25 protein-coding genes are annotated in these 26,127 nt (G+C 38.0%); 8 read left to right on the top strand and 17 right to left on the bottom strand.

Going from position 1 to position 26,127, the window contains the following annotated elements:
* The first annotated feature begins 77 nt into the window (after positions 1-77).
* On the top strand, positions 78-2,510 hold the full coding sequence (locus I5515_RS03480; RefSeq protein ID WP_199964761.1) for a DNA internalization-related competence protein ComEC/Rec2: 2,433 nt from the start codon (positions 78-80) through the stop codon (positions 2,508-2,510).
* Here the strand turns inward: I5515_RS03480 and I5515_RS03475 are convergent.
* Positions 2,463-3,446 (bottom strand): lysophospholipid acyltransferase family protein, encoded by a 984-nt coding sequence (locus I5515_RS03475; protein ID WP_199964760.1) that lies wholly within the window; start codon positions 3,444-3,446, stop codon positions 2,463-2,465. The two genes, I5515_RS03480 and I5515_RS03475, sit on opposite strands and share 48 nt — an antisense overlap.
* A gap of 133 nt (positions 3,447-3,579) precedes the next feature.
* Between I5515_RS03475 and sppA the strand changes: the two genes are divergently transcribed.
* Positions 3,580-4,596, top strand: coding sequence for a signal peptide peptidase SppA (gene sppA / locus I5515_RS03470; RefSeq protein ID WP_199964759.1), 1,017 nt, complete (start codon positions 3,580-3,582; stop codon positions 4,594-4,596).
* A 21-nt stretch (positions 4,597-4,617) separates the two neighbouring features.
* The gene (locus I5515_RS03465; RefSeq protein ID WP_199964758.1) at positions 4,618-5,427 is read left to right on the top strand and encodes an alpha/beta fold hydrolase; all 810 of its coding nucleotides are present in this window, start codon (positions 4,618-4,620) and stop codon (positions 5,425-5,427) included.
* A gap of 67 nt (positions 5,428-5,494) precedes the next feature.
* Here the strand turns inward: I5515_RS03465 and purN are convergent, their stop codons facing one another.
* Both purN and purM read right to left on the bottom strand, forming a co-directional pair.
* A complete protein-coding gene (purN, locus tag I5515_RS03460; protein WP_199964757.1) occupies positions 5,495-6,124 on the bottom strand; it encodes a phosphoribosylglycinamide formyltransferase in 630 nt (209 codons plus the stop codon).
* Complete coding sequence (gene purM, locus I5515_RS03455) at positions 6,121-7,191, bottom strand: phosphoribosylformylglycinamidine cyclo-ligase (protein WP_199964756.1); 1,071 nt, start codon at positions 7,189-7,191, stop codon at positions 6,121-6,123. The genes purN and purM overlap by 4 nt, the downstream gene beginning before the upstream one ends.
* Before the next feature lie 135 nt (positions 7,192-7,326).
* Between purM and cxpE the strand changes: the two genes are divergently transcribed.
* The 4 genes from cxpE (at position 7,327) to I5515_RS03435 (ending at position 13,887) form a co-directional block, all read left to right on the top strand.
* Positions 7,327-8,523 carry a chloramphenicol efflux transporter CxpE gene (gene cxpE / locus I5515_RS03450; RefSeq protein WP_199964755.1) on the top strand — a complete coding sequence of 399 codons (1,197 nt, stop codon included), beginning with the start codon at positions 7,327-7,329 and terminating at the stop codon, positions 8,521-8,523.
* A 20-nt stretch (positions 8,524-8,543) separates the two neighbouring features.
* Positions 8,544-9,242, top strand: a complete 699-nt coding sequence (gene hda, locus I5515_RS03445; protein ID WP_003650214.1) for a DnaA regulatory inactivator Hda — start codon at positions 8,544-8,546, stop codon at positions 9,240-9,242.
* A gap of 334 nt (positions 9,243-9,576) precedes the next feature.
* Complete coding sequence (gene rbtA, locus I5515_RS03440) at positions 9,577-11,433, top strand: rhombotarget A (protein WP_199964754.1); 1,857 nt, start codon at positions 9,577-9,579, stop codon at positions 11,431-11,433.
* A gap of 18 nt (positions 11,434-11,451) precedes the next feature.
* A complete protein-coding gene (locus tag I5515_RS03435) occupies positions 11,452-13,887 on the top strand; it encodes a CSLREA domain-containing protein (RefSeq protein ID WP_199964753.1) in 2,436 nt (811 codons plus the stop codon).
* A 93-nt stretch (positions 13,888-13,980) separates the two neighbouring features.
* Here the strand turns inward: I5515_RS03435 and I5515_RS03430 are convergent, their stop codons facing one another.
* The 5 genes from I5515_RS03430 to I5515_RS03410 all read right to left on the bottom strand — a co-directional run bounded on the left by I5515_RS03430 (position 13,981) and on the right by I5515_RS03410 (position 17,251).
* A complete protein-coding gene (locus tag I5515_RS03430; protein WP_199964752.1) occupies positions 13,981-14,370 on the bottom strand; it encodes a DUF3106 domain-containing protein in 390 nt (129 codons plus the stop codon).
* A complete protein-coding gene (locus I5515_RS03425) occupies positions 14,360-14,680 on the bottom strand; it encodes a hypothetical protein (RefSeq protein ID WP_199964751.1) in 321 nt (106 codons plus the stop codon). The genes I5515_RS03430 and I5515_RS03425 overlap by 11 nt, the downstream gene beginning before the upstream one ends.
* A complete protein-coding gene (locus I5515_RS03420) occupies positions 14,670-15,284 on the bottom strand; it encodes an RNA polymerase sigma factor (RefSeq protein WP_199964750.1) in 615 nt (204 codons plus the stop codon). Before I5515_RS03420 ends, I5515_RS03425 begins: the two co-directional genes overlap by 11 nt.
* A gap of 159 nt (positions 15,285-15,443) precedes the next feature.
* Positions 15,444-16,220, bottom strand: a complete 777-nt coding sequence (locus tag I5515_RS03415; protein ID WP_199964749.1) for a TrmH family RNA methyltransferase — start codon at positions 16,218-16,220, stop codon at positions 15,444-15,446.
* 59 nt (positions 16,221-16,279) lie between these two features.
* The gene (locus tag I5515_RS03410; RefSeq protein WP_199964748.1) at positions 16,280-17,251 is read right to left on the bottom strand and encodes a class 1 fructose-bisphosphatase; all 972 of its coding nucleotides are present in this window, start codon (positions 17,249-17,251) and stop codon (positions 16,280-16,282) included.
* Positions 17,252-17,433: 182 nt separating this feature from the next.
* On the opposite strand from I5515_RS03410, the gene I5515_RS03405 reads away from it, so the two are divergent.
* Positions 17,434-17,622, top strand: a complete 189-nt coding sequence (locus tag I5515_RS03405; RefSeq protein WP_199964747.1) for an NF038105 family protein — start codon at positions 17,434-17,436, stop codon at positions 17,620-17,622.
* 60 nt (positions 17,623-17,682) lie between these two features.
* On the opposite strand, the gene pal is transcribed toward I5515_RS03405, so the two are convergent.
* The 9 genes from pal to ruvA form a co-directional block, all read right to left on the bottom strand.
* A complete protein-coding gene (gene pal, locus I5515_RS03400) occupies positions 17,683-18,252 on the bottom strand; it encodes a peptidoglycan-associated lipoprotein Pal (protein WP_199964746.1) in 570 nt (189 codons plus the stop codon).
* 27 nt (positions 18,253-18,279) lie between these two features.
* A complete protein-coding gene (tolB, locus tag I5515_RS03395; protein WP_199964861.1) occupies positions 18,280-19,560 on the bottom strand; it encodes a Tol-Pal system beta propeller repeat protein TolB in 1,281 nt (426 codons plus the stop codon).
* An 89-nt stretch (positions 19,561-19,649) separates the two neighbouring features.
* On the bottom strand, positions 19,650-21,113 hold the full coding sequence (tolA, locus tag I5515_RS03390; protein ID WP_199964745.1) for a cell envelope integrity protein TolA: 1,464 nt from the start codon (positions 21,111-21,113) through the stop codon (positions 19,650-19,652).
* Positions 21,114-21,116: 3 nt separating this feature from the next.
* Positions 21,117-21,569: a protein TolR gene (tolR, locus tag I5515_RS03385; protein ID WP_199964744.1), complete on the bottom strand. Its 453-nt coding sequence runs from the start codon at positions 21,567-21,569 to the stop codon at positions 21,117-21,119.
* Positions 21,569-22,267: a protein TolQ gene (gene tolQ / locus I5515_RS03380; protein ID WP_003650232.1), complete on the bottom strand. Its 699-nt coding sequence runs from the start codon at positions 22,265-22,267 to the stop codon at positions 21,569-21,571. The genes tolR and tolQ overlap by 1 nt, the downstream gene beginning before the upstream one ends.
* Positions 22,268-22,290: 23 nt before the next feature.
* Entirely contained in the window at positions 22,291-22,698 is a 408-nt protein-coding gene (gene ybgC / locus I5515_RS03375; RefSeq protein WP_004699892.1) for a tol-pal system-associated acyl-CoA thioesterase, read from the bottom strand.
* 209 nt (positions 22,699-22,907) lie between these two features.
* Entirely contained in the window at positions 22,908-24,242 is a 1,335-nt protein-coding gene (locus I5515_RS03370; RefSeq protein WP_199964743.1) for a M20 family metallopeptidase, read from the bottom strand.
* 205 nt (positions 24,243-24,447) lie between these two features.
* Positions 24,448-25,452, bottom strand: coding sequence for a Holliday junction branch migration DNA helicase RuvB (gene ruvB, locus I5515_RS03365; RefSeq protein WP_005038860.1), 1,005 nt, complete (start codon positions 25,450-25,452; stop codon positions 24,448-24,450).
* Positions 25,453-25,459: 7 nt separating this feature from the next.
* Entirely contained in the window at positions 25,460-26,059 is a 600-nt protein-coding gene (ruvA, locus tag I5515_RS03360) for a Holliday junction branch migration protein RuvA (protein WP_092706557.1), read from the bottom strand.
* Positions 26,060-26,127: the final 68 nt, after the last annotated feature.

The following is a 26,127-nucleotide window of genomic DNA, read 5'->3' as shown; positions in this document are numbered from 1 at the left end:
GTCATTAAATCACATTGTTAAAGCCCAACTAAGTGGGCTTTAATTTTGCCCCTAAAAAGATAACGATATGACTTTAAATGTTAAAACTTATTTTAGTGGGGTGGGTTGTAGGTATTGCATTTATGGGAATAGATATTCCTCTCATAATGCAATATGGTTGGATTGGTAATGTTTTACTCTTTATAAGCTTTATTTTTTATATTTTTAAGCGGTATATAGTTGTAAATGGTTCCATCTTAAAAGCAGTTTATTGTTTAATCTGTGGTCTAAGCCTTTTCGTTATAGGCCATCAATATGCTCAGAATGCCTTAAATGAAAGATTACAACTACGGGAAATGCAACCTGAGTCTTTAGATGTTGTTGTTTATATAGATCGAATAAGTGAAGAAAAAGAGGATAACACACAGCAACTAGCTCAAGTTCTAGGGCGGTCATCCCATGTTGTCAATTGGTTATTATATTTAAAAAATGAAAAAGAGAACGCTCTGATAGAGGGGCCGAAATTACAATTAGGCCACTACTATCGAGTTTCTGGTAAAACTAGGCCAGCTCATAGTTACGCAGTATCAGGTGCTTTTGACCAAGAGCAATGGTTCATTCAACGAAATATAATGTCAGGTTTCAGTGTCCAACATATTGAGCCTTTAAGCTCTAATGAAATTTATCGGTTGGGTTATCAAAATCATTTACATGAGCAACAAAGGTTTTTTACTAGACAACAGTTAAATATAGAAAAACTCCGTCTAAAGTTTAGATTGATGCTAAAAAAATCTCCATTTCAGAATAAAGGATTGTTATTAGCGCTTCTGACAGGAGATGAAAGCCTTTTAAATGAGGATACTAAAAATCAATTTAAACAGTTAGGAATCTCTCATTTGTTGGCCATTTCAGGGCCTCATGTCCTCATTTTTGCAATCTGGTTATCTTGGGGATTACATCAATTAGTACGATGTTATTATCCACAGATTTATTTATGGCAACCCAAACAAATATTGGCAATGATTCCGTTATGTTTTGGAGTTTTGATTTATACAGCTTTTGTCGGCTTTGAAATTCCAGCCTTAAGAACTTTACTTTCAGTATTTTTATTTGCCTTTTTATTGTTGGTCAAACTACCTGTTAAAGCATTTTTGCTTCTGATTTACAGCGCAAGCCTACTTTTACTTTTCGATCCATTTAGTGTTTTATCGGCAGGTTTTTGGCTCTCTTATGGGTCTTGCTTTATTTTATTACGCATTTATCAAACCATAGTACAGGCTCCAAATCTTGCCTCATTGAGTTTGCTATCTAGAATAATTCTTTTAAGTAAAACCCTAATTGAATCTCAGGGCAAAATATTTATTGCCTTATGTCCTTTAATGCTGATTTTCTTTCAACAAATTTCATGGGTTGCACCGCTCACAAATATTATTGCAGTTCCTTTGCTAGGAGGAATTATTGTTCCTTTGAATATTTTTGCTGCTTGCGTATGGCTTATTTTTAATTCAGTGGGAAATATGCTCTTTCAAATCAATGATATTTTGCTCAGTATCGTGCTGACATGTTTTAGTTTTTTAGAGAAATTATCTTTACCGTTGCAAGGTTTTAGCCTAACACCAGTTGCTTTGTTGTGTCTTAGTTGTGCCATTATTATTTTATTTTTACCACGTGGTGTTCTACCTAAATCTTGGGGATTCATATGTTGTTTACCTTTAGTCATTCCGAATAAAACCTCTCAGCAAATCCAATTAAATATTATAGACGTAGGCCAAGGACAAGCGATTTTTCTACAACATCCAGAGCAGACATGGTTAATTGATACAGGGGGTTCTTATGATGAGAAAGCTTTTAGTATTGGTCAAAATGTAGTGATCCCATATTTACGCCAGAAAGGTATTAAACAATTAGATCATGTGGTGTTATCTCATCTTGACCAAGATCATAGTGGTGCATTTCCTGCCATAAGTCAGGCTTTTCCTATCAAACAAGTCATATCAAATGAGCTATGGGCAGAGCAGGTGAAAGAACCATTTACCTATTGTCATCAAGGGCAAAAATGGCAATATCCTCAGTTAGATATTGAGATACTTTGGCCTAAAGAAAATGATTTAAATTTAGTTTCTTCAAATCAAAATCAATATTCTTGTGTCGTTTATATTCATTTAAAACAGATAAAAGGTTATCAAAATTATTTAATTATGGGGGACGCGGGATGGGAAGCAGAATATCAACTGATAAAAGAATATCCTGATTTAAAAGTAGATGTTTTGGTATTAGGTCATCATGGTAGTAAGCATAGTTCAGCCTATGACTTCTTAGCGACGTTAAATCCCAAGCTTGTTATTGCCTCTGCTGGCTTTAATAACCGATATGGTCATCCAAGCAAAGAGGTTTTAGCAAGAATACAAGAACTTAAGATTCCATTTAAAAGCACAGTTGAGCAAGGAACATTAAGTTTTGTATCTCGCAATCATCAAATGATTTTATACACTCGACGTTTCGAGCGTACTTGGCTTCACAGAATTTTGTGAAGCTTCTGCTTTAAGTTTGGCGACAATTTGAAGAGCTTCAGTTGGATCAATATTATAAATATTATCTAAAGCAGGATTTGCTTTAAAACGTTTATAGCTCCAGTGGTAATGTTCTGGGTAACGCTTGATGAGTTGTTCAATAGCCTGATGAATAATATAAGTTCCATCATCTGCACTACCTTCGTAGATCTGCTCATCCATAGGTTCAATGTGCATCGTAAAGCCGTCATTTTCGTTACGAATTGCGTAAAGGAATAACGCTTTTGCTTTAGTTTTTTGAATGAGCTTGGCACTTAAATTACTTGAGGCAAGCGGAACACCAAAATAATTGATCATGCTGCCGCCGTTGTTGGGCGTATGGTCAGGTAAAATTACGGTAGTTTGACCTTGTTTTAAAGCTTTAAAAATTTGTCTTACGCCACTTTCGTCAGTAGGAACCAAGTTGGCTTGCTCACGACTACGTGCTTCTCGAACAAAACGGTCTGCATCTTCATTTTTTACTGGTTTGTATAAAATAGTCATTGAAGTGAGCTGTGAACACCAAGCATTCATGATTTCCCATGTACCAAAATGTGGAATAATCATAACAAGCCCTTTTTTTGCTGCAAGCGCTTCGTGATAGTAATGTTCACCTTCTATTCGATGGATGCGAGCAATGTTTTCTTGATTAGATGACCCCCAAATATTTAAAAACTCAAAATATGAGGTTAATTCATTTCGTATAGCCTTTTCTGTAATCGCTATACGTTGCTGCGGTGTTAAATGGGGCAGCGCAATTCTTAAATTAAGTTCTATAGTTTTGGATGTTTTAGTAATTTTTAAAGTGTTGACGATTCCTGCCAATAGACGAGCAAGGGAACGCCCAAATTGAATGGGTACGCGGCTAAATTTTTTGAGTAATTGATAGTTCATGCTTTTTGAATCTGATTTAGGCATCTGTAGCGGTAAGGAGGGAACAACAAGTAAAAAAAGACAAAAATATTATAAATGAAATCATATTATTTAGACAGTTTTTATCAAATCAACGTATATAATGAGATCATTTTAGATTAATTTGGATTGGAATTTTATGTCCGATTGGCCACCAAAACCACAAAATGAACCTATAACCTCTAAACAGAACGGACCAGAATGGCAAATCCTTGAGAAAGCTGTGCTGGCTTCTGTAGAAGAACAACGCCGTAGTCGTCGCTGGGGTATATTCTTTAAAACATTAACTTTTATTTATTTGTTGTTCATTATTGTACTCATGGGTAAAGGTTGTTCAACCAGTAAAGAAGGCTCTGCTGTAAGCAGTAGCAGTGCTCATCTGGCAGTTGTAGATATTGTGGGCACTATTGATGCTTCAAGTAATCAAGCTGTAAATAGTGAAGATACGAATAAAGCCCTTAAACGTGCTTTTGAAGCATCAAATAGTAAAGCTATTGCACTTAATATTAACTCACCAGGCGGTTCTCCTGTTCAGTCAGATGAAATTTGGCAAGAAATTCGCTATTTGAAAAAAGAACACCCTGACAAAAAAGTCTATGCAGTGATTGGTGATATGGGTGCTTCAGGTGCGTATTATATTGCGTCTGCTGCTGATGAAATTATTGTGAATCCATCGAGTTTAGTCGGTTCAATTGGTGTCATTATGCCAAACTACGGCATTACTGGTTTAGCTCAAAAACTCGGAATTGAAGACCGTACTTTAACAGCGGGTACCAATAAAGATATTTTAAGTATGACAAAACCGATTAATCCTGTACAAAGACAGCATATTCAATCTGTACTCGATAATGTCCATACTCACTTTATTGATGCGGTTAAAGAAGGGCGTGGTAAACGCTTAAAATCGAGTGACCCTGCTATTTTCTCTGGTCTTTTCTGGACTGGTGAACAAGCAATCCAGTTAGGTGTTGCTGACCGTTCAGGTAACATTACGAGCTTGATGCGTGAATTGAAGCTTGATAATAAAGTGGACTACACAATTGAGCGTAACCCATTACAATCAATTTTAGGTCGTATGGGTGCACAAATTGGGCAAGGGGTAAGTGAATCAATTGCTCAAGAAGTGCAGACTCGTCAAAGCGCAAAATTACAATAAAATCTGTTTTAGGATAGCGGTATGTCAATGAAACCAGTTATACACTTTGCCCATGCGAATGGCGTGCCATCAAAAGTGTATCAAAAACTGTTTGACCAGTTGAAAGGGGAATATGACATTATTTATGTTCCCCTAATTGGTCCTGATAAACGTTATCCTGTGACTAACCATTGGCCTTCTTTGGTTGATCAGGTGATTGATAGTATTGTGCGACAGGCGAAAGGGCGTAAAGTCATTGGACTTGGGCATTCTCTGGGTTCAGTTTTAACGTTGATGGCATCTTTTCAGCGTCCTGAACTCTTTTCTCAAGTGATTATGTTAGATCCCCCTCTTATTTTAGGCAGATATTCATTTGCTTTTCATATGGCAAAATTATTTCGCCCTAAATTGGTTGATGCGATGACACCAGCAGGCTTATCTGCACGTCGTCGTGAACATTGGGAATCGAGAGAGCAAGCTGCTGAATTACTGCGTCCTAAAGGTTTCTATAAAGATTTTGATGAAGATTGTTTTCAAGCTTACATTGACTATGCTTTAAAAGAAGACTCTGTTCGTGGTGGAGTCACTTTAACTATTTCTCGTGAAGATGAAGTTGCAATTTTTCGGAAAAATCCATCTTGGTGGTGGCTGCCTATGCCAAAACCTAAGATGCCTGTACATTTTGTTGTGGGGAAAGAAAGTGCTTTCTTAAAAAGAGGCTTTCCTCAAATGGCAAAGCGAAAAATGGGAATTCCGTTTACTGTGGTTGAGGGAGGGCATATGTTCCCTCTAGAGCATCCTATTGATACAGTGAACTCTATAAAGAAATTGATTCATCATCAGCAAAATTAATTTTTAAAGTTATAAAAAAGGACATGCTAGCATGTCCTTTTTTATTTTTGCTATTAAGTAAAATGTTTTACCAATTTGCAAAACGAATAGGGTGTTCAAGAACTTGATCACGGAAATAAGCTTGGCCATTTTTCCATGTAAGTTGACCGTTACATAACCACTCTGCTACTTGTGGGTAGATAAAGTGCTCAAGTGTATGTACTCGATGTGCTAATGAAGCGGCAGTATCATGTTCTTTAACTGAAATAGCGGATTGGGCAACCGATTGACCAGAATCCAGTTCAGCAGTTACAAAGTGTACGGTACAACCATGTAAACGATCACCTGTGTTTAAAACACGTTGATGAGTGTTCACACCTTTGTAAGCTGGAAGAAGTGAGGGATGTATGTTCAGCATTTTCCCTTGCCATTTGTTGACAAAGGTGGGAGTTAAAATGCGCATGAAACCGGCTAAAATAACCACATCCACTTGCCAAGCCAAGAGTTGTTGATGCATTGCTTCATCAAAAACTTCACGAGTTGGAAAGTCTTTATGGGAAATAACGGCCGTAGCAATATTAGCTTTTTGAGCACGCTCTAGAGCATAAGCATCTGCTTTATTAGACAGTACACCTACAATTTGCCCTGATAGATTTGCATCTATCAAGGCTTGTAAATTACTGCCGTTCCCAGAGACTAGAACAGCAATTTTTATCATGCAAAGATCACACGAATTTTTTCGTCTGCACCTTCCACTGATTCAGCATTTTCTTGGATGTGTCCAATTTTCCAAGCTTTTTCACCTTGAGCATTAAGCACTTCAATTGCTTTTTCTGCATCACTTGCATCAACAGCAATGACCATACCTACGCCACAGTTAAACGTACGGTACATTTCAAAGCGCTCTACATTGCCTTCGCGTTGTAGAAGTTGGAATAACTCAGACCATTCCCAAGAAGCTTCATCAATGACCGCTTGCGCACCATTTGGCAATACACGAGGTAAGTTACCTGGTAAACCGCCACCAGTGATGTGTGCCATAGCATGTACATCAACTTGTTTGCAGAGTTCTAGAACTGGTTTTACATAAATACGAGTTGGCTCCATTGCAACATCTGCAAGAGGACGGCCATCAATAATTTGAGTTAAATCAACATTTTTAACATCTAAAATTTTACGTAATAATGAATAACCATTTGAGTGAGCGCCACTTGATGCCACACCAATAAGCACATCACCAGACTTTACTTTAGAGCCATCAATAATTTTGCTTTGCTCAACCACACCAACAGCAAAACCAGCAAGATCGTAATCTTCGCCTTCATACATGCCTGGCATTTCTGCGGTTTCACCACCTACAAGCGCGCAACCTGCAAGCTCACAACCTTTACCAATACCAGTAACAACATTTGCAGCAACGTCAACATTTAAGTGACCAGTCGCGTAATAATCAAGGAAGAATAATGGTTCTGCACCACAAACTAAAAGGTCATTTACACACATAGCCACAAGATCTTGGCCGATTGTGTCATGACGATTAAGATTAAGTGCTAAACGTAATTTAGTTCCTACACCATCGGTTCCAGAAACTAAAACAGGTTCTTCATAACCTTTAGGAATTTTGCATAGCGCACCAAAGCCACCAAGACCGCCCATTACTTCAGGACGACTTGTACGTTTAGCGACTGACTTGATACGATCGACCAGTGCGTCGCCCGCTTCAATGTCGACACCCGCATCTTTGTAGCTTAAACCGGTATTTGGGGTAGAAGTTGAGTTGCTCATAAATGAAGTCTCCGCATTGGCGGCAGATTATAACCTGAATATACGAAACTCTTATGTTATTTATGCTCGAAAATGCTATCTTTAATAAAAATATTTTTTCATTTATAAAGATTAAATCAAAAAAGGCTAGATTTTATGCAAGATCGTATACTGCGCCGTATTCTTTTACTCGCAGGTATTGTATTGCTGGTATGGGTATTGTACTTACTCAAGCCTGTAGTCATTCCTTTTATCGGTGCTTTTTTCCTCGCTTATTTATTCAGTCCACTTGTCGAAGTTTTGGTAAAAATGAGACTGCCGCGTTGGTTGGCAATTGGTATTGTTTTTATCGGTATAGGTGTGACTTTAACCGTAGCATTATGGTATTTGGTTCCGCTTATCTGGAAACAACTTGTTTACGCTCGAGATAGTATTCCGGCTGGAATTCATTGGATTAATGGCGAATTATTACCATGGGTTTCTTCGACATTTCATGTCCAGCAGATGGAAATTGATACTGATCAAATATCCAAAGCGGTTATGGATTATGTTCAGACAAATTATAGTGCCGACAGTATTCAAGCTGTCTTATTAAAGCTTGCGCAGTCAGGTCTCAATTTTATTCAGATCGGTGGAACAATTGTTTTAATACCAATTATTGCTTTTTATTTCTTATTAGACTGGGAGCGTATGTTAGAAAACTTACGTCGTCTCATTCCACGACCATATGAAGCAAATACATTACAAATCGTTCGTGAATGCCATAGTGTTTTAGGTGCATTCGTTAAAGGTCAATTTCTTGTTATGCTTTTACTCGGTGTGGTTTATGCCGTAGGGCTGCAATTAATTGGACTAGAGGTCGGATTGATTATTGGTATGGTGGCAGGCCTTGCCAGTATTATTCCTTATTTAGGATTTGCAGTAGGTATTATTGCAGCTGTTATTGCAAGCTTATTTCAGTTCGGATTGGACTGGATGCATTTATTACTCGTTGGTGTAGTTTTCATGATTGGCCAAGCTGTAGAAGGGTATATTCTACAGCCATTCCTATTGGGTGATAAAATTGGTTTATCTCCTGTAGCAGTTGTCTTTGCAGTATTAGCAGGCGCACAGCTTGCCGGTTTCTTAGGAATGTTAATTGCATTGCCTGTTGCAGCTGTTATTGTAGTATTGCTGAAACATTTAAGAGATAACTATGAGCGCAGTTCATTATATGCTCCACCTTCTAGTTTATTGATACAAGAAAACGGCAATATTGAGCAAATTCATGTAGAAACCGAAAGTACTAAGCTTGATCTTGAGGTTAAAACACAGCAAGATACAGATAAACTGAAACCATCTGACCAGAAATAATTTCAAGGTTAATTCAATATATGCGTCAACTCCAACTGGATATAGAACCTCAACTTGATGCCCGAATCAGTGATTTTTCGGGACCAAGTTGGGGGAATGTAGTCGATGCCGTGCGTCAACTACATGCTGGTCTAGTCAGTAGGTTTTACATCTATGGTGGGGCAGGAACAGGTAAGAGTCATCTACTTTCGGCAATTTGTGACTCTTATTTAGAAATAGGCAAATCTGCAATTAAAGTTTCTTTACTTGAGCTTCTGGATGCTCCTATCGAAGCAATTACTTCTTTAGAGCATTACGATCTTGTTGCTTTGGATGATATTGAATCGATTAGTGGTGTGCCTCATTGGCAAAAAGCTGTCTTTCATTTAATGAATAATCACGAAGGACAGCTGGTATTTTCTTCACGTGTAGCGCCTATCGAATTAAAGTTAGAATTACCAGATTTACAGTCCCGACTTACACAAGCTGTTAGCGTTAAAGTGCCAAGTGGAAGTTTATATGCGGACCGCTATGCCTTGGTCACATCTGTAATGTCTAGACGTGGAATTCATTTTGATCAGCAAATTGTTGACTATTTATTGTTACATGGTCCTCATCAAGCTTCTCTCTTGTTACAGACGGTTGCCCAATTAGAAAAATTACTCAAAGGCGAAAAAACCAAACTTTCGAATGCAACTTTAAGACAAATTTATGCCTTGATTGATGAATATCAACAATAGATATTCTTTCATCTTAGCTTATTACTTTACCTAAATTTATAACAACTCATTATTAAAAATAGAGTTTCTGGCATCAGCATCTCTAATTTCCTCGTACTTATCCTATATCTTTTAAATCTGCTTCTAACTTTTAAATGAGTCACATTTTTGTATTTAAAAAAAGTTTTTTTAAATGTATCAAGCTTTTTGTAATCTGGCTAAAAAATGACTCTATAGACCGATCAAAATGTCTTGAGAAATTCTACTTGCTGTGACAAAGTACGCACAAAGGATGCGATTGCAAAAGCGGATATTTTGCAATATTGACAAAAAAAATGAGAAAAGGTTTAAGGAGATGGGTATGCTCAAACGGAGCATTGCTTTTGTTTTATTGGCTGTTGCTGGGCACGCTTATTCTGCCGATATTCAAGTCACAAGCTTAGCTGATGAAGATAAAGATGATACGGTATGTACGCTTAGGGAAGCAGTACAGTTTCTGAATTATCGTAGTTCTTCTAATGCTGCTGATGTTGAAAAATATGCGGCGGGTTATCATGGATGTGGAAATAAAGACGCCTCTTCAAATATTATTTTGCAGCGCGATAAAGAATATGCACTAAATCAAAGTATAACGATTTCTGCGCCTATGACTATTAGTACAGCAAAGAATGATTCTACATTGATTGAAGAAGGGCAGCCCAATTCTCATAACGCAACAATTAAAATGGCAGGCACGGATCAACTTTTTCGTATTGATGATGGCAGTGTTGAAAAAGCATCTTTCATTGTTTCATTTATTGATGTCAATCTAAAGGGCGCCGGATTAAAGACTACTGCACCAAATGGTGATGGTGGTTTGATCTATAACCACGAACAATTAAATATTCAAAACTCACGTTTAATGGATGGATATGCAACACGTGGTGGTGCAATTTATAATGCTGGTATTCTATCTGATACTATAAAAACAGCAGGTTCGGTAACAATTACTAATAGTCTCATACAGAATAATAAAGCAAGTCAGGGTGGGGTTTTATATAGTGATATGCCACTTTATTATATTAACCGCTCTGTAGTGCGTGATAATGAAGTGACTGCAACAGGTGGCGCATTGTTTCATGCTGAAACAAAATTTACTGATGAAAGTACAGGTGGTTATTTAACTTCACGTATCATTGGTTTGATTAATATTACAATTTTTCATAATAAAGGTAGTTTTATTGCCAATGTCCGTGATGGAATGGTCCTTAATAATATTACCATGATCAAAAATGAGGGGGGCTTGTATTTTGATTCTCCACTGGGGAAAGCTTCTATTTCTAATAGTATTCTAGTTGGTAATACAACGAATTGTCAGGCTAGTGCAACGGATAAAACGATTGTGCAAAGCAATTTAGTGACAACAGAATGTAATCTTAATGCTTCTGTAGCGTTACCAAATATTATATATCCAGCTAGTGAAAAATTAATTGCAGGGAATGCAGATGAAGGAACTTGTGATGTGCCACCTTCAGATGGATTGCTTTGTCCTTATTCAACTCCAAGTGATAGTTTCTTAGGTTTCTTTAAACCTCGAATTCTCGATAAATATACTGCTCTTTCCCAGTCATTGTTAATTAACAAAGGTCGTTTATATAGCGATGGAACTTCGGTCGGTTTAGCAAGTTGTGAAAAACAAGATCAACGTGGAAAAAATCGTAGTGGTTATGATGAGCTATGCGATTTAGGTGCAATTGAATTAATAATTAACCGCAATGATATTAGTACACATGGTCAAGATATTAAATATGGAGAAATTGCCAAATTTAATATTGCTGATGTTATAGGAGACGGTGAATTAGTTTCTCCACAAACATGTGAAGCAATGTTTGGAAAAAGAACAGATGGTCAAGCATGGAAACAAGGCTGTATGAAAGTGGTTCAGACAAGCACTCCATCTAAAGGAACTTTGTCGATTGATTCACAAGGAAATTTAACTTACGTTCCAAATGGTAATTGGCATGGCGCAGATATTTTCAATCTCTTGGTTGTGACAACAACAACACGTTTTAATGATGCTGCCGATGTTTATTTAACAGTTCCAGTGCAAATCGTACAAGACCCGCCATCAGGAATAGAGGATAAATCAGTGAGTACTAGTGGTGGAAGTGTTGGTGGTGGTTTAATTTTAGGATTATTTGGCTTAATTGCTTTGCGACGTTTAAAGTCATAATCAAGGATGATAAAGGCTATGAAAAATTATAAAAAAGCTTTTTTAGCATTAGCTGTGATTGCTGCAATGCCCTTATTTGCAGATACTACTAATGGAAGAATTGATGTTACAACCTTTGCGGATGAAGATGGCGATAATACTGATGCTTGTTCATTACGTGAAGCCATAAAGACTGCTGAATTACGTAAGTCTTATGGTGGTTGTACCGTTATTGATACACGTGAAACTACACAAAAATCTATTCAGCTTAAAGCTGGTACTTATACTTTGACTAAGGAATTAGTTCCTAACGCAAATATTGCTATTTTTGGAGCTGATCCAGTGGATTGGCAGAAGAAAAGTGTTCTAACCAATGATTATCCCGCACAGCTTGAATTACAAACACATATTAATGCTCAAGGTAAATCACGTATTTTTAATACAACCACTTATAAGCAGCCTTTAAGCTTAAATAATGTAATTCTTGAAAATGGCGTTACAACGGGTCAGGGCGGGGCGATTTATGCGGGTGCTGATATTGCTTTACAAAATAGTCAAATTTTATCATCTCAAGCAGTCAGCGGCGGAGCAATCTATTTAGGTTCACCTAATATTACCCTGTCTTTAAATCATTCATTACTGCAATATAATAATGCAACACAAGGCAGTGTTTTATCAATGGGGTGTTTTAGTGATACCGTTTATGCACCACGAACGATTACTATTGGTTCCACTAGTGTTATAAGTAATGGCGATACTAATTCAACTAGTACATTTGAGTTTTGTGGTAAACCTCAGGCAGCATTAACAAATAATACTATTGCAAAAAATATAGCGAATAGCGGTAGTGGTAGTATTATTAAGTTTACTGGTGATACTAATAACACAGCTAATACTTCAAGTATTTTAAGTTCAAGCAGTAGTCTTGTGCTTTTAAATAATACAATTGTTGAAAATAATGCGAATAGTACTTTTCTCTATGACAAATTGGGGACAAAAAAGCTTAATTTTAACTTGTTAGCTTATAATAATGGAAACTATGCCTGTAAATATCTTTTAGGTGCAGCAGCAGAAGAAAAGAATGTAGGTTTAATACTTGACTTCAATGCTCTTGATTGGAGTTCTGCAACAGGAAAATGTGATATACCAAAAGAGTCTTTACCTACTAGTCATACTAATATTGATATTAGTACACAATCTTTTAGTAATCTACTAGGTCCTTTAGAAACAGCAACGGCTTATACAGGCTTTTTACCTATTTATTATCCAAAAGATATCTCTTCTGACAACGATTTAATTGATGTTGATAAAGATGGAAAAGGGAGCTGTGCCACAACTGACCAGCGTGGTTTAAATCGTTTAGCAGATGGGGCTTCTTATTACCAGTCTGTAAGTCGTAATAGCTGTGATATTGGTGCTGTTGAGTTAATGAAATTAACTTCAGGTGATTTAAAGGATGTCAGTAATATTTCATTAACGACATTAATTAGTACCTATCAACAAAACTATGATTTGTTTGATAAATATATTAAAGATCCTAAAACACCAACTAATTTTATTACATATTATAAAGTACGTTTAGCTGAGTTTAAAAACTTATTAGATAATTTTACTAATAATACGGATAATACAAAATATCGTGCAATTTATATTGATTTGAAAAACTATAATTTACCATTACCTAATGAAGATGCTAACCATGTTTTGAAATTTTTTAATACAACTGATTATAATATTGCAACAGAAGCATTAGGTATTGGTTCGCTTGATGATACATATAATAAACAACAAGTTGATGGTTTAACTGATAAAGAGAATTTATTTTGTGAATGGAAACCTGCTATTCAGCAAATAGTTTTTTATCGCAAGGATGATGTGATTACTCAAGCAGGTAGCTATGCTTATTGTAAATACACGATTACAACAGCTGATAATAAATCAAGCTCAAGTGGTTTGATCAAGGCACGTTTTAATAACATTGAACCAGTTTCTGGTGATGGAACAGTTACCTTTAAGTATCTTGCAAATGAGATTATTCCATTAGATTTACTTAAATATGCGAATGATGATGGAGATGGACCTGTAAGTACGCTTTCAAAACCTAAATCACAATTTTGGGTAGATGAAAAAGGCGTAGAGTTACCCATTTATTTACCAAGTAAAACTTCAAAAGATGGGATATTTAAGGTTGTTAAAGCAGACCGAGAAGGGCCTTGTCCTAAGGATGACAAAGATAAGACTTGTTATGGTGGGAATATTTATATTCAGGCAAATAACGTCTTTAACGTTTTCAATGATTCTCTAAGCTATAATGTTTATGATGCAGATGGTAAAATCTCATCTAAAGCTGGCACCATTAATTTAGTAAGTACAGCAACTACCACTGATGATTCTCGAAGTGGGGGTGGTAGCTTAGGAATTCTATCTATAGCATCTTTACTTGGTTTAATAGCATATAGACGCTACCGTAAATAAACTATATAAAATAAAAGGCCTCCAATTGGAGGCTTTTTTATAGAAAGTTATGTAAGACATCAAATTCATTGCAAACGAATTTTGCAGTGTTATTTAATGTTCTAAATACTTATTCATATATTCTTCACGAATAGCTGTTCTTTCTTCACCATTCGCTTTAAGCATACGCTGGCGCAAGTCATTACGCTCTTGTGTGCTCATTTTTTGCCATGCTTCACGCATTTTTTCTTTTTCAGCTTCAGGAAGCTGAGTAAACCAGTCCATACGTTGCTGTAGATTTGTACTTTGGTTAGCTGGTAGATCTTTTAAGCTCTGGTAACGTTTAATAACTGCACGTTGTTCTTCTTCAGAAAGAGCATTCCATGTGTCATCAACTTGTGTATTGGCATCCTTAGAAAAAACCCAAAATCGTTCAAAACCTGCAAAACTGGTTTGCAAGAAACTTAATGAACAAAGGATAAGTGCTAATTTTTTAGCTGCCATGTTGTACTTTATCCTCACCCAACACCATTAGCATTTCTAAATCCTCCACCATTTGTGGCGATAATTTAGGATTTACAATCACTTGATTTTGTGGCTTATCAACAATATCTACTGAGTTAGGTAAAATTACAAAACCAGTGATCGCAGCTGCAAGTGCAAAACCAGACATTTTCCAGACACTATAATAAGAGGCTGGTTTTTGTTGAATATGGTCAAGCACATGATTCATGACCACTGTTTTATTTTTATGGTGATGTGCCAAACTATCCAGTTTAGACGTCACCTTTTTAGTGAGATCATCATGATTCATCAGAACCTCCCGAGGGATTTAAATGGGCCAAGTACTCTCTAAGTCCCTGAATTGCTCGGTGATAATGGGTTTTTACACTACCTTCGGTACAGTTCATGATCTGAGCTGTTGTGTGTGTGTCAAAACCTTCCCAAGCACGTAACATAAATGCCTGTTGTTGACGAACGGGTAGCTTCGAAATCGCTTCTCGAATTTCTTCGATAGTCACTGCTTGATCGAGAAAATCCGCAGGATTAATGGCTTTTTCATCAACTACATCAATAATTTCATCGTCGTCATTGTCTAGACTAACTTTTTTGAAGAATGAAAATGGGTTTGCTCTACGAGATTCTTTGCGGCGCCAATCCTGAAGTTTGTTATTTAAAATCGTATAAAATAGGGGATACCATTCTTCAGTACTTTTCTCGGCATAAGATTTGTGTAAAGCAATAAATGCTTCTTGAACCAAATCCATTGCAATACCTTGTTGACCTTGGGTAGCACTCTCCATCATCACCAAAGCACGACCAGTTACATCTTGCATGAAAACTTTCAGGCGTTGCTCAGCCGTGCTTGCATGAACACTAGATGTTTCCGATCCAGACTTTTTCGGTGCTAAATCCATGGAGATGGAAAATCCTGTCATTGGACATACCCACCTTATCTTCAATATATCTCTTATATAACGTTGAAAAGAGGTGGGAGGTTGACAACAATCGGCTATTTTTTACTAGTGTAATTGATTTTTTTCACAAAGATGTGCGATGTAAAATAAATTAACGTTTTATTGGCGTTGACGAACCATCTCAAAGAAACAAATAGATCCAGCGATTGCTACGTTTAATGACTCTTGGCCGCCTGGCTGAGGAATAGTTACTGATTGTGCATTCTGTAAGGCGTAATCACTTGCACCTTGGCCTTCATTTCCTAAAATCCACACACAGGGTTGAGAAAGATCTTGTGAATAGAGGCTTGTTGAGTGATGTGAGCTTGTAACAAAAACTGGGATTTTAAATTTTGGAAGAATATCTGTGAGTTGGAAATTTTCAAAACAAGATAGACTAAAGTGAGCACCCATACCTGCTCTTAAAACCCGTGGAGACCATAGTGCAGCAGAGCCTTGGGTACAAATGATTTGTTTAATATTTGCTGCTGCCGCAGATCGTAGTAATGTACCTACATTACCCGGATCTTGGATATTTTCTAAAATTAAAGTATCTACGTTATAGTCAATTGTAGATGCAGTCTTAGGCAAGTCAATAATTGCTAAACAAGGTAGGCTCGTACCTAAAGTACTTAAATCTCTATATAAAACTTCGCTAATAACAAAGATATGGCCTTGATGAAGTTCAATTACTTTTTTTAAATCTTCGTTTTCTAATGCTTGTTCTGTAGTAAATAAAGAAAACAGTTTTTTCTGCTGTTGTAACCACGCTAAACAAAGGTGAGTACCTTCAAGAACTGTTTGTTGATGCTTTTTTCGAGCACTATTGAGTTCAATTAACCCACGCAAATGTTTAATTTTTGCATTGTCTTTTGATTCTAAAAAAATAACAGCCATGAGGACATATCCAACAAAAGGGCATCATCATACTATGATGCCCTAAGTAATTAAAATTATTAGTGATAGCTTGTTACGCGTTCAACTTCATTTTTAGAGCCAATAATCACAGGAACACGTTGGTGAAGTTCTGTTGGTTCAATATCTAAAATACGAACACGTCCTGTAGTTGAAGCACCGCCAGCTTGTTCAATGAGCATACTCATTGGATTAGCTTCATACATTAAACGTAAGCGTCCCGCTTTTTTCGGATCTTTTAAGTCATATGGATAAAGGAAAATACCACTGCGACATAAAATACGGTGAATATCACCCACCATACATGCTACCCAGCGCATATTGAAATCTTTTTCACGAACAGAGGTTTTACCTGCAAGTAATTCATCAATATATTGTTTTACAGGATTTTCCCAATGACGTTGGTTAGATGCATTAATTGCAAACTCTTGAGTATCTGCTGCAACTTGAACCTTGTCAGTAGTGAGCAAGAATGTTTGAGTTTCTGGGTCTAGAGTAAAGAATGCTACGCCATTTCCAACTGTTAAAGCCATCATGGTTGATGGACCATAAAGCACATAACCAGCAGCAACTTGCTGTGTACCAGCTTGCATGAAATCGTCGGCTTGCGTTACTGCATTTTTCGCAGGAAGAATAGAGAAAATTGTCCCTACACACATATTGATATCGATGTTACTTGAGCCATCTAATGGGTCAAATAAAACCAGATATTTACCATTTTCTTGTGCAGGTGTGAACTCATCAAGTTCTTCAGAAGCAAGACCACCCACTTGTGGATGAACTTTTAAAGCATCAATTAAATAGTCATTAGAAATCACATCAAGTTTTTTCTGTGTTTCACCTTGAACATTTTCATTACCAGCACTACCTAAAATACCAGCGAGTGCACCTTTTTGTAAGGCTTGATCGATAGTTTTACAAGTCGTGGCAATGGTGTCGATGACTTGAGCCAACTCAGGTGTAAGATTCCCTTTTTCTTGTTGTAAAAATTGGGACAATGTGAGGTGGGACATAAAAAAAAGCTCCTGTGCGCAAGCATCAAAATGAGTCAGATAAATACGTGGCATATTCTAGATGAGAATGCCGGAAAATAAAAATTATCTTACTTTATTTGTGTTGCATTTCTGCTTACAAGCCTCATTTTACATGGTATGTTGTTTGCATAGCAAAGGAATGTATATTTAGGAGAATCGAAATGACAACTAAGAAGTTTGATGCGACCCCCACGGCAGGTGAACCAATCAATTTAGAAAAAATTTCGAAAGAAAATATTCAGGAAGCTTGGAAAAATTATGAGGCAAAACCTGAATATAAAGCTTTTAATAAGCATGATTTGATTGAGTCGATGCAACATTCAGAAGAAGATGAAAACAAATCTTCTTAAATGAAGAGTAATTTAAAATAAACGCCCAACTGTGTGGGCGTTTATTTTTTTAAGCCTATTTTATTTTAATAGAGGAGGAACTGCCTCATAGTTAATTTCAACGCGGCGGTTTTCTTTCCAAGCCGATTCGTCATGACCTGGATTAACTGGAGATTCTTTACCGTAGCTTACAGCTTCAAGTTGCTGTGGATTTACGCCATTTGTAATAAGGTAGCTTTGAACAGCTTTTGCACGACGCTCACCTAAAGCCATATTGTACTCACGTGTACCACGTTCATCTGTATGACCAGTTAATGCAACTTTTGAGTTTGCATTTGCCATGAGGAACTGAGCATGAGCTTGAAGTGTTTGATAGTCTTCAGTAGATAAGTCACTGCTGTCATAATTAAAATGAACAACTCGTTTAGCTAAAGCTGCTTTATTTGCTTGTGTTACACCTTTTGATGAAGCACCTGCCAAATTTTGGGCATTTAATGCAGCATCTTCACTTAAACCTGTCGTATTTACTGTGCTCGGATTTGTAGTTCCAGCACCAGCAGTCGCGGTGGTTGCTGGCTTACGGCTTGCACAGCCTGTCATAATAACCGCTACACTCAGTAGAGGAAAAGCCAAATATTTGATTGATTTCATCATCATCTCCATCAATGGAATAAAAAGTTATTTAGGCGCCCAAGCTGGTTCACGTACTTCACCTTGTTCACTTGGTAAATTCATACGGAAACGGCCATCAGTGGACATGATTGACAGTAAACCACGGTTCCCTTCACGAGTTGCATAAACCACCATTTGTCCATTTGGGGAGAAACTTGGTGATTCATCTAAACTGGTTGGGGTAAGAATATTGATAATGCCTGTACTGAAATCTTGAATAGCAACTTTATAGTCACTACCACTTGGTCGATGCACAAGCGCGATTTTTTTACCGTCGGCACTTAGGGTGCCACGAGCATTAAATGACCCTTTAAATGTTAAGCGTTTTACCGAACCATCCCCAAAGTCATAGCGATAAATTTGAGGAGAACCTCCACGATCAGAAGTAAAAATAAAAGATTTTCCATCTGGCGTGTAACGTGCTTCAGTATCAATTGCCGAGTCATTTGTCATACGTTTGAGTTGGCGGGTTGATAAATCCATTTGGTAAATTTCAGGGTTACCATTCATCGATGCTGTAAATAGCATTGATTTCCCATCTGGTGAAAAGCTTGGTGCACCATTTAGGCCTTTAAAGCTAGTGAGTACTTCACGTGTTCCGGTAGAAAGATCCTGTAAATAAATTGCTGGTCGTTTGGTTTCAAAAGAAACATAAGCAATTTTTTTAGCATCAGGAGTCCATGCTGGAGAAAGAATCGGGTCTCGTGAAGATAGAACGGTTTTTGGTTGTTCACCATCCGTATCTGCAATTTGTAAAGTATAACGTTCTGCAGGTGTTGCCGGATTTCTGAGTACATACGCAATACGGCCACTAAAATCGCCTGGGATACCAGTGAGTGCTTGATAAATAGCATCACTTACCATATGGCCAGCTTGACGTATGCGTGAAGCTGGCACATTTAAAAGTTCATTTAAAATGTATTGCTGCTTTTGTACATCATAAAGTTGGTAATGAATTTCAAAACCTGTAGCTGTTTGTTTAATTTGTCCAGTCACTACATAAGGAATACCAGCAGCTTGCCAATCAGATGCTTGAATCTGGTTAATAGCAGCATTTGCAGGTAGGTTTTTGGATGAACTTGTGAAACGTCCTGAACGATTTAAGTCATTTTCGACAATAGGATAAAGTCCATTGTCGTTATTAAAAGGAACAATAGCGATTTTAGGCGCTTGATCAGGTGCTTTTGCAATTTCTAAATGTAATTGAGCAAAGGCAGTTGTAGGCACAAGGGGACTTAATGCTGTAAGTAGCGCTAAGGATAGAAGGTGTTTGCGGCTCGTTTTCATAGGTTTAAAGTCATTGAAGGCATTTTGTGACTGTGGATTTTGTAACATAGTTACATGCCTTAAACTATTTAAAGCATGTAACAATATAATTATTTAGCAGTAAACGTTGAACTGAAAGATCTGGCCTCACGACGCGCATCTGGATCTGATGGCATTGGATAAGGTGCAGCAGAGCGAATAGCTGCTTCAACACTGGCTTTAACATCTGGATTACTAGAGCTAACAACAACTGATAATACAGCTCCACTATCACTGAGGGTGACACGGGCAGTTGCTTTTTGACCCGATGTTCCTGCTGGTATATCCCAAGAGTTTTTAATTTTCTGCTCAAAATCACGTTTTGCAGAAGAGGCAATTTTTTTAGCTTCACCCTTTTTCTGAGCAGCTTCTTCTTGGGCTTTTTTGGCAGATGCAGCTTTTTCTTCGGCCTCAGCATCAGCTTTACGTCTAGCATCTTCTGCGGCTTTTTGCTGTTTAGCCTTCGCATCAGCTTCAGCTTTATGCTTAGCATCTTCAGCCGCTTTTTGCTTTTTGGCTTTAGCCTCAGCCTCAGCTTTACGTTTAGCATCCTCAGTTGCTTTTTGATGCTTGGCTTTTGCATCGGCTTCAGCTTTATGCTTAGCATCTTCAGCCGCTTTTTGATGCTTAGCTTTTGAATCAGCGTCAGCTTTACGCTTAGCATCTTCTGCGGCTTTTTGCTGCTTAGCCTTCGCATCAGCCTCAGCTTTGCGTTTAGCCTCTTCAGCAGCTTTACGAGCTTCATTTTTTTCATGTTTAGCTTTTGAGTCGGCTTCAGCTTTACGCTTAGCCTCTTCAGCTACTTTATGGGCTTCATTTCGTTCATGTCTAGCTTTTGCATCGGCTTCAGCTTTGCGTTTAGCATCTTGCTGTGCTTGAAGTTTAGCATTTTCGGCTTTTTGAGCCTCATGTTTCAGCTTTGCGTCTGTTTCAGCTTTGCGTTTAGCCTCTTCAGCAGTTTTACGTTGTTCAGCAGCTTGTTTAGCTTTGGCAGCTTCATCTACTTTTGCATTTTGCTCGGCTTTACGTTTTTGTTCGGCTTCAGATTTCGCTTTAGATTCAGCCTCAGCACGTTGCTTTTGTGCTTGAGCTTCTTCAGCTTTACGCTGTTCAGCAGCTTGTTTAGCTTTAGCTGCTTCATCAGCTTTACGTTTTTCTTCAGCTAATTTTGCTTGTTGCGCCTGCTCAGCTTTTTGCTTTTGAGCAACAAGTTGTTGTGCTGAAGGAAGAGGGGGAGGTACTACAGGAAGAGGAGGAGGCACTGCAGGAAGATTTTGAGGAAGAGTTTTATCTACAATTGGGCTTAGAACTTCTTCAGCCTGATTTTCTGATGTAGTTGGTTGCTCAACCTCTTTTGCTAAAGGTGGTGGCAAATCTTCTGGCTTAACTAAAATAGTAGTCAGCTTTTTGGGCTGTTCAGGTGGTTTACTTAAGCCTAAAAAAAGCAAGCCAACAATGGCAATTGCATGAACTCCAAGTGTGAAGCTCAATGCAATTGCATTTTGTTTAAAAGGAGGCTTTTGATCGTTGTTCATAGCTTATTTTAAAGGCTCTGTCAGAAGGCCAACTTGGGTTAAACCTGCTTCTTGTAAACTTGCCATCAATGACACGACTTCTCCGTAAGGACGAGACTTATCACCATTCACTAAAACTGTGAGTTGTTTATTTTCTTGTTCAGCTTGTTTTTGAGCATCGCTTAAAACTGCTTCAAGTTTTTCACGAGATAATGGCTCACTATCTTTGTAATCTTGATACTGCAGATAAATATTGCCATCTTTACCAATTGTTACCATGGCTGGCATATCTTTTGATTCAATTGGGCGATTATTTGCCTGAGGTAAATCGACTTTAATCCCGCTAGTAATCATGGGAGCAGTCACCATGAAAATAACCAAAAGTACGAGCATAACGTCAATATAGGGTACGACGTTCATATCACTTTTTAGTGGTTTTTTTATACGCGCAAAGCGCCCTGAACGCTGAATTGCCATTATGCATCTTCCTGTGATGAACCCACAGACTGACGTTGCAATAAGGCAATCATCTCTTCAGCAAATAAAGCACGATCAGAGTAAACACTTTCGCTTTTAGAAGTGAAATGGTTAAAAGCCAATACAGCAGGAATTGCAGCAAATAAACCAATTGCGGTTGCAATAAGTGCTTCGGCAATACCTGGTGCAACAGTTGCTAGAGTAACTTGATCAACAGCGGCTAAACCGATAAAGGCATTCATAATACCCCAAACGGTACCGAATAGACCGATGTAAGGAGCTACAGAGCCAATACTTGCTAAACTACCTAAGCCATATTCCAAATGGCTTTGATCACGACTCAAACCTACACGTAAAATACGTTCAGTTCCTTCGATAGTTTGTGAAACAGGGGCCTGGCGTTTTTTAAGTTTAAAAAATTCACTCAATCCTTGATAAAAAATATCTTCAAGGCCTGAGCGTTTTGAGTTGAGTTGAGCATTGTTGTAAAGCGTATTGAGTTCAGCACCTGACCAGAACATTTTCTGGAAATGTTCATCTTCTTGATGTGCTTTTTTATAACTCATATGTAACTTGGCAATCAGATACCAACTAAAGATTGATGCTAACAATAAAATTAGCATGACCAACTGAACGACTGGACTAGCCTGTAAAATAAGGTCAGAAATATGCAGGGTTGATTCAATGTTTGTTGCCATAGTTACATATGCCGGTTGTTTTTTTAGTCTTGTTCCAATTCTTTACGAATAAGATCACGTATTTCTTCTGGAAGACGACGAGCTACAAGTTCTTTGCTTAAACATGCCAACTCAACCTCGCCAGAAGCAAGCAAGATTTCACCACGATAAATATTTTGTTGCAACACAAATGACGCAGCTTTACATGAAACTACACGTGCTGTAACAGTAATTAAATCATCCATTAAAATAGGACGCATGTATTTTACGTCAATTTTGTGTACGACAAAGTTGTAGTCTTTTTGATGCCAGTAATGATCAACGCCAGAAGCACGGAGCCATTCAGTACGGGTACGTTCCATATAGCGAATGTGGTTGGCATGGTAAACAATACCGCCTGCGTCCGTATCTTCAATATAAACACGAATGTTGAATTCAAAATGATTCGCCATGAGAGGATTCCGTTTTAGTTCACTATAGAGCTTTGTATCTAAAATATGACTGCTGAATAAAACATCAGTTTATTCGAAGTCACGTATATGCTTTAAATACGGGGCAGTTTAGCAGATTGCATACTAAGTCCTATGGCACAACCTTTCAATTGCGATTGCTGTATTTCTGGTCTAAAAACATTACATATTATGGGTAGCGTGCTTTTAAATTATGATGGTTTCCATGTTGTTTGAACTTGTTTTGATATATTCGGATAATCTAATACGAATCTTACATGTAACTCAGTCCCAGTTTTTAAGGCCTTGTCATCGACAATAAAATAAGGATTATGATTCGGTGCAGCCCGACTTAAGTCCTGACTTTCTGGTGTTGCACCTAAGAAAACAAAGAATGAAGGCATTAATTTGCCATAATAAGCAAAATCTTCACTTGCGCTCGCATTATGGTCTAAAACATGAAGTTTTAACTCTCCAGCAACTTTAGCTAATGTTGGCTGAATAAGTTGCGTAAGGGTTTTATCGTTCATGGTCACGGGTGCATAAGGCGCAATTTCAACTTTCGCAGTTACGTCATTGGCTTGAGCGTTATGCTCAATCATGACCGGTAAACTTTTTAAGATGTTATTTCTTATTTGTTCGTTATTAGAGCGAATAGTACCGATCATATTGACCTGTTCGGGAATCACATTTCCTGCTGTACCACCTTGAATATTACCAATACTGACCACGCCCATACCTTGGGTCAGATCTGTTCTTCGGCTAATAAGGCTTTGCAAATTATTAATCATGAGTGCAGATGCATAAATTGGATCTTTGCCTAACCAAGGTGTAGAACCATGCACTTGTTTACCATTAACTTGAATACGTAAGTGATCTGCACTATTTAAAATGGCACCGTCTTTATAGTAAAGGTGACCACTTTTCATGCCCGCCATAACATGCATTCCAAAAATAGCTTCTGGTTTATAGTCTTTAAAAGCACCATCTGCGATCATTTTTCGCGAACCGATTTGATCACCCTGAGTGAAGTTATCTATATCTGCGCCGCCTTCTTCCGCAGGTTGAAAAACAAAAACAACTGTGCCCGATATTTTATCTTTATTGGCAGCTAAAATTTTTGCCGCGCCTAATAACATTGCAGTGTGCGCATCATGTCCACAGGCATGCATTACATAAGTTTCTTTACCTTGATAAATTGCTTTTTGTTTACTGGCAAAGGGAACACCGCTTTTTTCTTCCACGGGTAAAGCATCCATATCGGCTCGAAGTGCGATAATAGGCCCCGGTTTGTTGCCTTTTAAAATTCCAATTACACCTGTTTTCGCATAGCCTGTTTTGACCTGAATGCCATAAGATTTCAATTCTTTTTGAACAAGGGCAGAGGTTTTAAATTCCATATTGCCCAGTTCAGGGTGTTGGTGAATGTTTTGTCTTAGCTGAATAACCTGATTTTCATTTTGTTGAGTAGCATCGTTGACCCAGTCTGCTAGGCTTAGCTGAGCCATGAAGGCGAGTGGAAAAAATAAAGCGGCTTTCTTATGCATGTCCTTATCCTAAAAATATTATTGTTCATAAGATTTAATATGTAGATTTCTTATAATTCAGTTTTGAAAAATATTAAAAAATCAATAAGGTATAAAGAAAGACTTAAAAGGTATAGAGGGTTTAATTAATTGATAAGGCAATTATTATTTTATTTAAAAAAAGAATACTAAGATTAAAAAGGAAGAGAAATTTCTCTTCCTTTGGTTAGTTTTTAGGCTCTGGTGGTGTCAGTCCAAACTGTAAATAAGATTGATTGGTAGCAATACGACCTCGAGCAGTACGCATTACATAACCTTGTTGAATCAAATAAGGTTCAATTACATCTTCAAGCGTACCGCTATCTTCAGCCATTGCTGCTGCTAGCGCTTCAACTCCAGCAGGACCACCATCAAAGCGCTCTAATAGCATGCTCAAATAACGTCGGTCTAGGGTGTCTAAGCCTGCCTTATCAACATTGAGCATATCAAGAGCACGTTGCGCCATGTCATGGGTCACTTCACCTGTACCTTTTACTTGTGCATAGTCACGCACACGACGTAATAGACGATTGGCAATACGAGGTGTTCCACGTGCACGACGTGCAACTTCTTCTGCACCCTCAACTGTAATTGGCACATTCATTAAGTTTGCAGAGCGTGACACAATATGAGTGAGGTCTTCTACAGAGTAAAACTCAAGACGTTGTACAATACCGAAACGGTCACGTAGTGGCGAGGTAAGCAAGCCCGCACGTGTAGTCGCAGCGACGAGTGTAAAAGGTGGTAAATCCAGTTTGATTGAGCGAGCAGCAGGACCTTCACCAATCATGATATCCAGTTGGTAATCTTCCATCGCTGGATAGAGAATTTCTTCAATAACTGGAGAAAGACGGTGAATTTCGTCAATGAACAAGACATCGCCTTCTTCAAGGTTTGTAAGCATTGCAGCTAAGTCGCCCGCACGCTCCAAAACTGGCCCCGAAGTAGATTTAAGATTACCGCCCATTTCACGCGCAATAATGTTGGCAAGTGTGGTTTTACCCAAGCCGGGTGGACCAAAAATCAGCGTGTGATCGAGTGCTTCACCACGACCGCGAGCAGCGCCAATGAAAATTTCCATTTGTTCGCGTACTACAGGTTGCCCAATATAGTCGGCAAGTGAAGTTGGTCGAATCGCCCGATCAAAATGATCTTCTGGTTTTTCTGCTCCACTGATTAAACGGTCTTGCATAAGTGTTTTACTTCATCATTGATTTTAGAGCAGCGCGAATAATATCGGCTGATTCGGTGTAATCGGCTTTAACAGCAGCAACAGCTTTTTGTGCCTCAAGGGGCTTGTAACCTAAAGATTGCAAAGCTGCTTCTGCTTCTGCCACAGGTGAGTTTGCAGCAAACTGAATTTGAGGCAGGGTAGCCGAAGAAGAAGTTCCTTGAGCCAACGTTTTGAAACGATCACGAAGTTCAATCATTAAACGTTCAGCAGTTTTTTTACCAACACCTGGAACTTTGACCAACGTGTTGATATCGTCATGTTCAATCGTGTGCACTAGTAGCTCAACGCTTAACGTCGATAGAATCCCTAATGCCATTTTCGGGCCGACACCATTTACTTTTAATAAGGTGCGGAAAATTATTTTTTCTTGAGCATCACTGAAACCGTAGAGCTGTTGAGCATCTTCACGGACAACCAAATGCGTCCATAACGTAACTTTTTGGCCTTTTTGTAATTGGCAAAATGTTGAAAGTGGCGTATCAATTTCATAACCCACACCATTTACATTCAGTAAGACAGTAGGGGCTTCTAGGGCAAACACTTCGCCAATTAAACATCCGATCATAGAGTATTTCACTTATTCATAACTGTAAATCTGGTCGTTCTAACATTCATTGAAAACGACACAGGTTT

Origin of the sequence: Acinetobacter calcoaceticus (assembly GCF_016508255.1) — a bacterium.
Lineage (GTDB): Bacteria > Pseudomonadota > Gammaproteobacteria > Pseudomonadales > Moraxellaceae > Acinetobacter > Acinetobacter calcoaceticus_E.
Note: the sequence above shows the minus strand (reverse complement) of the source record. Positions and strands in the feature narration are given on the sequence as shown.

Coding starts and splice junctions, on each gene's coding strand:
- sppA (WP_199964759.1), top strand. CDS start 3,580: ATGTCCGATTGGCCACCAAAACCACAAAATGAACCTATAACCTCTAAA.
- ybgC (WP_004699892.1), bottom strand. CDS start 22,698: ATGGCGAATCATTTTGAATTCAACATTCGTGTTTATATTGAAGATACG.
- I5515_RS03425 (WP_199964751.1), bottom strand. CDS start 14,680: ATGAATCATGATGATCTCACTAAAAAGGTGACGTCTAAACTGGATAGT.
- hda (WP_003650214.1), top strand. CDS start 8,544: ATGCGTCAACTCCAACTGGATATAGAACCTCAACTTGATGCCCGAATC.
- ruvA (WP_092706557.1), bottom strand. CDS start 26,059: ATGATCGGATGTTTAATTGGCGAAGTGTTTGCCCTAGAAGCCCCTACT.
- pal (WP_199964746.1), bottom strand. CDS start 18,252: ATGAAATCAATCAAATATTTGGCTTTTCCTCTACTGAGTGTAGCGGTT.
- tolA (WP_199964745.1), bottom strand. CDS start 21,113: ATGAACAACGATCAAAAGCCTCCTTTTAAACAAAATGCAATTGCATTG.
- tolQ (WP_003650232.1), bottom strand. CDS start 22,267: ATGGCAACAAACATTGAATCAACCCTGCATATTTCTGACCTTATTTTA.
- tolB (WP_199964861.1), bottom strand. CDS start 19,560: ATGAAAACGAGCCGCAAACACCTTCTATCCTTAGCGCTACTTACAGCA.
- ruvB (WP_005038860.1), bottom strand. CDS start 25,452: ATGCAAGACCGTTTAATCAGTGGAGCAGAAAAACCAGAAGATCATTTT.
- purN (WP_199964757.1), bottom strand. CDS start 6,124: ATGATAAAAATTGCTGTTCTAGTCTCTGGGAACGGCAGTAATTTACAA.
- I5515_RS03475 (WP_199964760.1), bottom strand. CDS start 3,446: ATGCCTAAATCAGATTCAAAAAGCATGAACTATCAATTACTCAAAAAA.
- I5515_RS03420 (WP_199964750.1), bottom strand. CDS start 15,284: ATGGATTTAGCACCGAAAAAGTCTGGATCGGAAACATCTAGTGTTCAT.
- I5515_RS03415 (WP_199964749.1), bottom strand. CDS start 16,220: ATGGCTGTTATTTTTTTAGAATCAAAAGACAATGCAAAAATTAAACAT.
- I5515_RS03410 (WP_199964748.1), bottom strand. CDS start 17,251: ATGTCCCACCTCACATTGTCCCAATTTTTACAACAAGAAAAAGGGAAT.
- I5515_RS03465 (WP_199964758.1), top strand. CDS start 4,618: ATGTCAATGAAACCAGTTATACACTTTGCCCATGCGAATGGCGTGCCA.
- tolR (WP_199964744.1), bottom strand. CDS start 21,569: ATGGCAATTCAGCGTTCAGGGCGCTTTGCGCGTATAAAAAAACCACTA.
- I5515_RS03405 (WP_199964747.1), top strand. CDS start 17,434: ATGACAACTAAGAAGTTTGATGCGACCCCCACGGCAGGTGAACCAATC.
- I5515_RS03435 (WP_199964753.1), top strand. CDS start 11,452: ATGAAAAATTATAAAAAAGCTTTTTTAGCATTAGCTGTGATTGCTGCA.
- purM (WP_199964756.1), bottom strand. CDS start 7,191: ATGAGCAACTCAACTTCTACCCCAAATACCGGTTTAAGCTACAAAGAT.
- I5515_RS03370 (WP_199964743.1), bottom strand. CDS start 24,242: ATGCATAAGAAAGCCGCTTTATTTTTTCCACTCGCCTTCATGGCTCAG.
- rbtA (WP_199964754.1), top strand. CDS start 9,577: ATGGGTATGCTCAAACGGAGCATTGCTTTTGTTTTATTGGCTGTTGCT.
- I5515_RS03480 (WP_199964761.1), top strand. CDS start 78: ATGTTAAAACTTATTTTAGTGGGGTGGGTTGTAGGTATTGCATTTATG.
- cxpE (WP_199964755.1), top strand. CDS start 7,327: ATGCAAGATCGTATACTGCGCCGTATTCTTTTACTCGCAGGTATTGTA.
- I5515_RS03430 (WP_199964752.1), bottom strand. CDS start 14,370: ATGGCAGCTAAAAAATTAGCACTTATCCTTTGTTCATTAAGTTTCTTG.